The organism is Mesorhizobium sp. M5C.F.Ca.IN.020.32.2.1 (genome assembly GCF_004023105.1).
GTDB lineage: Bacteria > Pseudomonadota > Alphaproteobacteria > Rhizobiales > Rhizobiaceae > Mesorhizobium > Mesorhizobium wenxiniae.
In genome coordinates this window covers 1-7,444 of sequence record NZ_RZSX01000254.1, presented here as the reverse complement: position 1 = coordinate 7,444, position 7,444 = coordinate 1, and the positions used below count along the sequence as shown (strand labels likewise).

Annotated in this window: 8 protein-coding genes; 1 reads left to right on the top strand and 7 read right to left on the bottom strand. The window is 63.8% G+C overall.

Annotated elements, in window-relative coordinates; genetic code table 11:
• Positions 1-40: 40 nt before the first annotated feature.
• The 3 genes from EOA86_RS14820 to EOA86_RS14810 all read right to left on the bottom strand — a co-directional run bounded on the left by EOA86_RS14820 (position 41) and on the right by EOA86_RS14810 (position 1,982).
• Positions 41-874 (bottom strand): AraC family transcriptional regulator, encoded by an 834-nt coding sequence (locus tag EOA86_RS14820; RefSeq protein ID WP_127209707.1) that lies wholly within the window; start codon positions 872-874, stop codon positions 41-43.
• A 99-nt stretch (positions 875-973) separates the two neighbouring features.
• Positions 974-1,144: a hypothetical protein gene (locus tag EOA86_RS14815; protein WP_084831397.1), complete on the bottom strand. Its 171-nt coding sequence runs from the start codon at positions 1,142-1,144 to the stop codon at positions 974-976.
• 52 nt (positions 1,145-1,196) lie between these two features.
• Positions 1,197-1,982 carry a TSUP family transporter gene (locus tag EOA86_RS14810; RefSeq protein WP_128342304.1) on the bottom strand — a complete coding sequence of 262 codons (786 nt, stop codon included), beginning with the start codon at positions 1,980-1,982 and terminating at the stop codon, positions 1,197-1,199.
• A 205-nt stretch (positions 1,983-2,187) separates the two neighbouring features.
• Here EOA86_RS14810 and EOA86_RS14805 point away from each other — a divergent pair, with 205 nt between their 5' ends.
• The gene (locus EOA86_RS14805; protein WP_128342302.1) at positions 2,188-2,619 is read left to right on the top strand and encodes a TerB family tellurite resistance protein; all 432 of its coding nucleotides are present in this window, start codon (positions 2,188-2,190) and stop codon (positions 2,617-2,619) included.
• A gap of 22 nt (positions 2,620-2,641) precedes the next feature.
• Here EOA86_RS14805 and EOA86_RS14800 read toward each other — a convergent pair whose 3' ends face one another.
• The 4 genes from EOA86_RS14800 to EOA86_RS14785 all read right to left on the bottom strand — a co-directional run.
• Positions 2,642-4,285, bottom strand: coding sequence for a dipeptide ABC transporter ATP-binding protein (locus EOA86_RS14800; RefSeq protein WP_128342301.1), 1,644 nt, complete (start codon positions 4,283-4,285; stop codon positions 2,642-2,644).
• Complete coding sequence (locus EOA86_RS14795; RefSeq protein ID WP_127209709.1) at positions 4,282-5,151, bottom strand: ABC transporter permease; 870 nt, start codon at positions 5,149-5,151, stop codon at positions 4,282-4,284. Before EOA86_RS14795 ends, EOA86_RS14800 begins: the two co-directional genes overlap by 4 nt.
• On the bottom strand, positions 5,148-6,095 hold the full coding sequence (locus EOA86_RS14790; RefSeq protein WP_127209710.1) for an ABC transporter permease: 948 nt from the start codon (positions 6,093-6,095) through the stop codon (positions 5,148-5,150). Before EOA86_RS14790 ends, EOA86_RS14795 begins: the two co-directional genes overlap by 4 nt.
• Before the next feature lie 23 nt (positions 6,096-6,118).
• Positions 6,119-7,444 (bottom strand): ABC transporter substrate-binding protein (locus EOA86_RS14785; RefSeq protein WP_164891756.1); only part of this gene is annotated, 1,326 nt, incomplete at its 5' end.

Genomic DNA, 7,444 nt, shown 5'->3' with positions numbered 1-7,444 from the left:
CGCGCGCGCCGGTTGGGCGTCGCAAGAGGCGTTCCAGGACCTATGCCTGGGCGGCAAGCGTCGTCGGCGTTTCGCCGGCAAGGTCGCGGAATTCGCGAACAAGATGCGCCTGGTCGGCATAGCCGCAATCGGCGGCGATATCAGCCCAATCGGATTTGTCCTGCCTTGACAGCCCGAGCGCCCGATTGAAGCGGACGATGCGCGACAGCGTCTTAGGGCCGACGCCGATCGCGTTGGAGAATTTTCCTGCGAGATGCTTGCGGCTCCAGCCCAGCCTGTCGGCGAGCGATGAGACGCGAATGCGGCCGCCCGAGACGATGATCCGGTCATAGGCCCAGGCGATTTCGGCCTGCGTTTCCCGGGCTTTGTCCAGCCGTGCTGCGACGAACGTCTCGACGATGGCAAAGCGTGCGCTCCAACCGTGCGCATTGCCAAGTCTTTCCCGCAGCGCGATGCCTTCAAGTCCGAGCACATCGTCGAGGCCGACCATGCGGTCGGTGAGTTCGCTCATCGCAAGGCCGAAGAAGCGGCGGGCGCCGAGCGGGGTGAAATTGACCTGGACGCAGCAGGCGCCACCGAAGGATTCGATCACCACCGGACCGGCAAAAAGGCCGGCGGCGAAACTGGCGAAGCGGTCGTTGTCGCCCGGATCCTTGCCGAGTCCGATGGCGAAGGGTTCGGCAAAGCTGATGACCAGCGGCACGGTCAGCGATGCATATTCGACGTTGCGGAAACGGCCCGATGCCGTTTCGCGATAGCCGCAGATGTCGGTGACCGCGCCCCGGAGGCAAGGGCCGGACGTACGCCGCACCATCTCGAACCGGTCGAGGCCGGGATTTTCATGTCGGCTGCCGTCTTCGCTCTCGGCGAGCATGAGCGTTCCTTCCGCCCAAGGAGTCTAACAGAGCAGCCCTCAAAATCAAAAGCGCCCGGCTTGTGGCCGGGCGCTTCGAGTTGCCTGAGATTTGAATACTTAAGCGCCGCGAACCAAGCAGCCGCCAGCAAGCACAATATAAGCGATGAGGACGATCCACACCGCGGCCAAGGGAATGAACGCAAAAACGCCGAGAGCGGCGAGAAGGCCGATGATGGCGATAACAAGGGATATGATGAAAACAAGCTGCGTAGGCGCACTGAGATTCATGCGTGGCTCCTCCGACATGATTCGTACAACCGCATAGTATCAGGCGCGCCGTTCACACACCAATCAGCGTGCGCAGCGGGTTCGCCGGATCGGCCAGCAGCTTGATAGCCAGCGCCAGACAGACCATCACCAGCAGCGGCTTGATCAGTTTTGCGCCATTGCGGATGGCGAGGCTGGCGCCGACGCGGGCGCCGAGGAACTGGGCGACACCCATCATCAGGCCGATCTTCCAGTAGACGACCCCGGCAGCAGCGAAGACGATGAAGCCGCCGATGTTGGAGGCGAAGTTGAGCAGCTTGGTGTGCGCCGTCGCCTTGAGCACGCCGTAGCCGGCTAGGGTGACGAAGGCCAGCATGTAGAAGGAACCGGCCCCCGGCCCGAACAGGCCGTCATAGAAGCCGACAATCGGCACCAGGATCAGCCCGAACAGGAACGGCGACAGGCGCCGGGCGCGGTCGACGTCACCCATGTTTGGCTTCAGGGCGAAGTAAAGGGCGATGCTGATCAGCAGGACCGGCAGAAGCGCGCGCAACAGGTCGCCCGGCACGAATGTCGCCAGCAAGGCGCCGAGAGCACTGCCGGCAAGCGCCAACAGGGCCGAAGGCAATTGCCGGCGCAAATCGACATGGCCCTTCGCGGCGTAGTGGATGGTCGCCGAGCCTGAGCCGAACATGCCCTGCAGTTTGTTGGTTCCCAGCGCCTCGACCGGCGAGAAGCCGGCGAGCAGCAGTGCTGGAATGGTGATCAAGCCGCCGCCGCCGGCAATCGAATCGACGAAGCCGGCAGCGAAGGCGGCGGCGCCGAGAATGACGACGGTCTGGGTGAAAAAATCGAACATCGGATGGTTGCGGGAGGGGTTCCGGCCAGCGGGAAAATATGGCGCGTTCGAACCACAGGCGACCCGTTTGCGCAAGACCGATTCCGCGCTACCTATGCCAAGCGCGCGGCGCCGCGCTTGGCTCTTTTGTTTATGCATGTGGTTATCTCAAAACCGCTGCGTACTTTTGAGCGACATGCATTTGACGAATCGGAAAGGGACGCTGATGGCATTCGCATTGCTTGACCAGATACGCTCGATCTTCGATGGCGACCCCGGCGTGCGCAAGGTTGCGGACGATCCTGTGCTGTCGGCGGAACTGCTGATGCTGTTTCGCATGATCCTGGCCGACGGCACGGTCAGCGAGAGCGAAATGGCCGCCTTCAGGCGCATCTGCCGGGAAGCCTTCGGCATTCCGGAAGCCAGCATCGACAGCGTCATCGAATATCTCAACGAGATCGGCTACGAGACCAACAGCTCGCAAGCCATCGCGCAGTTCCGTGACCTCGACGTCGAGAGGCGCAGCCTGCTTGCCCGCCATATGGCCGAGATCGCCAAGGCCGATTCGCAACTTGCCGGGACCGAGATGCAGCTTTTGCGCCGCACGCTCGACTTGCTCGACATCAGCCCAACCGATGTGGTGAAGGCCGAAGAGTAAGCCGTTCTGAACGGTCGGCGGCTCACCCCTGTTCCTGTAACCGCCGAGCAATCGCGCGGTGCAGGTCTGGGGCCGCAGCGACCAGCGCCTTGGCGGCTTCGGACTGCGGATGGTCGAGAACCTCGCTCGTCCTGCCGCGCTCGACGATCCTGCCGTCATACATGACCATCACCTGATCGGTGATGGCGCGAGCGACGGTCAGATCGTGAGTGATGAATAGATAGGCAACGCCGAGCTTCTGGTTGAGCTCGGCGAGCAGATCGAGAATCTGGGCACGGATCGAGACGTCGAGCGCCGAGACCGGCTCGTCGGCGACGACCAGTTTGGGGCGGGTGATGATGGCGCGGGCGATCGACAGGCGCTGGCGCTGGCCGCCTGAAAATTCGTGCGGATATTTGTCCATGTCGCGTGGGCTGAGACCGACCTCGTGTAGGACCTTTGCCACCATCTCGCGCCGCTCCGTATTCGTCGGCTTCTTCTCCAGGACATGCAGCGGCTCGGCGACCAGTTTTTCGACTTTCTGGCGCGGGTCGAAAGAGCCGTAAGGGTCCTGGAACACCACCTGCATGTCGCGGCGCGCCGGCTTGAGCTCCGCCTCGCTCTTGCCGGTGATGACCTCGCCGCGAAACCGGATCGTTCCCGATGTCGGCCCGTCCAGCGCCAGGATCATGCGGGCAAGCGTGGACTTACCGCAGCCGGAACGCCCGACCAGCGCCACCGACTGGCCGGGATCAATCGAGAACGAGACATCGTCGACGGCGCGGATCGGAGCCGCCCGCTTCAGCAGCGACGGGCGACGTCCCGGATAGTCCCGCGTCACGCTGTCTACCTGAACAAGAGGTTTGGCACCCTGGAGCAGGGGGGTGTCTTGGCCGATCTCATGTGTCCTGGCGCGCGCCGGCACATGCATCGAGGCCTGCGCCAGTTGTCGGGTGTAGGGATGGAGCTGTTCGGACAAGGTGCGCGCCGTGTCGCCGGCCTCCATCACTTCGCCGTGGCGCAGGATGGTGATGCGATCCGCCATCTCCGTCACCACCGCGAGGTCGTGCGAGATCAGGAGCAGGCCCATGCGATTTTCCGCGACCAGGTCGCGCAACAGGTCGAGGATCTGCGCCTGCAGCACGACGTCGAGCGCCGTCGTCGGCTCATCGGCGATCAGCAGCTTGGGTTTCAGCGCGCAGGCAATGGCGATGCCGACGCGCTGGCGCTGGCCGCCGGAAAGCTCGTGCGGATAGCGCGATAGCGGGAATTTGGTTGTGGGCAGGCCGACCCGGTCGAGCATCTTTCGCGCGCGGTCCTCGGCGTCAGCGCGGCTGGCCTTCGTATGCCAGCGGATGCCTTCGGCGACTTGCTCGCCGATGGTCTTGACCGGGTTCAGCGCCGTCATCGGCTCCTGGAACACCATGCCGATGTCGTCGCCCCGCAGCGCGCACATCTGGTCTTCGCTGGCCGCCAGGATGTCGATGCCGTCGAAGACGACGCGCCCGGTGGCGCGCGCCGACCAGGGGAGAAGCCGCATCACCGTCAGCGCCGTGATCGATTTGCCCGAGCCGGATTCGCCGACCAGCCCCATCACCTCGCCGGGCGCGACGAAGAGCTCGACATCCCTGAGGATCGGCGTGTCGCCGATGCTCAGCGAAAGGTTCTCGATTTCGAGCAGGCTCATCGCTGACGCCGTGACCGGGGATCGAGGATGTCGGCAATACCGTCGCCGAGCAGGTTCAGGCCAAGCACGGTGACGACGATCGCCATGCCTGGAAAGATCGCCATCCAGGGCGCCGCCACCATGCGGGTCTGCGCATCGAACAGCATCCGGCCCCAACTCGGCATCGGTGGCTGTGTGCCGAGTCCGACATAGGAAAGCCCGGCTTCGGCCAGGATGCCGAGCGCGAACTGGATGGTGCCTTGCACCAGAAGCAAGGTGACGATGTTGGGCAACACATGTTCCAGTGTGATCAGTGTTTTGCCTTTGCCGGCGGCGCGCGCGGCGAGGATGAAGTCGCGCGGCCAGATAGCCAGCGCGCCGGCCCGGGCGACGCGGGCGAAGACCGGAATGTTGAAAATGCCGATGGCGATGATGGCGTTGAGCGCGCCCGGCCCGAAGATCGCGGTGATCATGATCGCCGACAGCAGGGCAGGGAAGGCGAAGACGAGATCGTTCAGCCGCATCACCGCTTCGTCGGCGATGCCGCCGCGCGCCGCAGCGAAGGCACCGAGCGGCACGCCGATGCCCATGCCGATGCCGACCGCCACCAGCGCCACGGCGATCGAATTGCGGGCGCCGACCATGATCATCGACAGGATGTCGCGGCCGAAATGGTCGGTGCCGAACCAGTGCGCCGGCGAGGGGGCCTGGGTCTTGTCGGCGATGATCAGCTTGGTGACGTCAAAAGGCGTCCAGAAGAACGAGACGATGGCGACCGCTGCCACCAGCGCGGTGATGACGAAGCCAGCGAGGAACGAGCGGTTGGTGAAGGCCTTGACGAGGATGTCGGCAAAATTTTCCTCTGGAATCTCGAAGCGCAGCGTCATTGGCGGCTTCTCAGGCGCGGATCGACGACCGCATAGGAGAGATCGACAAGCAGGTTGACCGCGATGACGGCGGCCACCAGCAGCATGACGACGCTTTCGACGACGATCAGGTCGCGCTGGGTGATCGCCTGGAACACCAGCCGGCCAAGGCCGGGCAGGTAAAAGACGTTCTCGATGATGATGGTGCCGGCGAGCAGGAAGGCGAACTGCAGGCCGAGAATGGTGAGCACCGGGATCATGGCGTTGCGCAGCGCGTGCCGCCACAGCACCGCGCGATAAGGCAGGCCCTTGGCGCGGGCGGTGCGGATATAGTCCTCGTTCAGCACTTCGATCAGTGCCGAGCGGGTGACGCGGGCGAGGATCGCCGCTTGCGGCAGAGCGAGCGCGATCGCCGGCAGGACCAGCGATTTCAGCGCCGGCCAGACGCCGGCGCTCCAACCCGGAAAACCGCCTGATGGCACCAGCCGCAGCCAGACGGCAAAGAGGTAGATCAGCATCAGCGCAAACCAGAAGTTCGGCACGGCGACGCCAAGCTGGGCGGCGCCCATCGCAATCGTGTCGCCGGCCCGTCCGTGCCTGCCGGCGGAAAACAGCCCGACCGGAATGGCAATGATGGTGGACAGCGCCAGCGCGATCAGCGCCAGCGGCAGCGAGACGACGACGCGCTCGCGGACCAGGTCGATGACCGGCACCGAATAGGTGTAGGAACGGCCGAAGTCGAGGCTCAGCAAGCCGCCGGCCCAGTGCAGATAGCGCAGAGCGAGGGGCGCGTTGAGGCCCATCTGGTTGCGCAGCAGCTCGACCTGGTCGGCGCTGGCGTTCATGCCAAGCATCAGCCGCGCCGGGTCACCGGGAATGATCTCCAGCACGGCGAAGACCACCATCGAGGCCAGAACCAGCGTGATGACGGCGATGGCAAGACGATTGAGAAGATAGGTGGTCATGGGAGGAGGACCGCTGCGCTGCCTCACTCCGTCCACTTCACCTTGGTCAGGTCGTTGGCCTGGATCGGGGCGTTTTCCCAAAAACCCTCGAGCTTGGCGTCCCAGACGCCGGCTTTCGGCAGTTCGTAGAGGAAGCCGACCACGGCATCGTCGGCCAGTATCTTCTGCGCCTCGCCGAGCAGCGTCATGCGCTTGGCCTCATCGGAGGTGAGGTTCAGATCGGCGATGATCTTGTCGAAGGTCGGGTTGTCGTAGTTGAAGTAGTAATCCTTGCGCGAATAGATATCGATGTCGTTGGGCTCGGTGTGGGAGACGATGGTCAGGTCGTAATCCTTCTTGGTGAAGACCTGGTCCAGCCACTGCGCCCATTCCACGGGCACGATCTGCAGATCGATGCCGACATCGCGAAGCTGCGACGCGATGATCTCGCCGCCAAGCCGCGCATAGGGGGGCGGCGGCAGTTTCAGCGTCGCCTTGAAGCCGTTCTCCAGACCGGCTTCCTTCAGCAGTTCCCTGGCCCTCTCGACATTGTGCGGATAGAAGCCGGTGAGGTCGACATAGGCCTTGTTGGCGGGCGACATGTGCGAGCCGATCGGCACGCCAAGGCCGGCCGAGGCGCCGTCGATGATCGCCTTGCGGTCGAGCGCAAACGAAATCGCCTGCCTGACCTGCAGTCTGTCGAAAGGCGGTTTCTTGTTGTTGATCGAGAGAATGGTTTCACCCTCGGTCGCGCCGATCACCACCTTGAAGCGCGGGTCGTCCTTGACCTGCGCGACACTGTCGGGATCGGGGAAGAAGGGAAAGGCCTGGACATCGCCGGAAAGCAGCGCCGGTATCGCGGCGGCGGCATCGGGAACGATGCGGAACTCCGCCTTGTCGAGGGACACCGGGGCGCCCCAGTAAGTATCAGACTTGATCAGCGTGATCGACGAGCCCTTGGCCCAGCTCTGGAACCTGAATGGGCCGGTGCCGACAGGCTTTTCCTTGTTGGTGTCGGCTGTTTCCGGCGCGACGATGACCGCGTCGCCCCAGCCCATATTGTAGAGGAAGGAACTTTGCGGGTTCTTCAGCGTGATCTTGACCGTCGCCGGATTGACGACCTCGATCGTATCGATGGCGGCGAACAGGCCCTTTTGTGCGTTGACGGAGTTGTCGGCGCGGGCGCGATCGAGCGAGAATTTCACGTCGTCGGCGTTGAAGTCGGTGCCGTCGTGAAACTTGACGCCGGTATGCAGCTTGAAGGTGTAGACCTTGCCGTCGTCGGAAATGGTCCAGCTTTCGGCGAGATCCGGCAGCACCTCGCCGTTCGGACCGATGCGGGTCAGCCCCTCGAACACATTGGCGTAAAG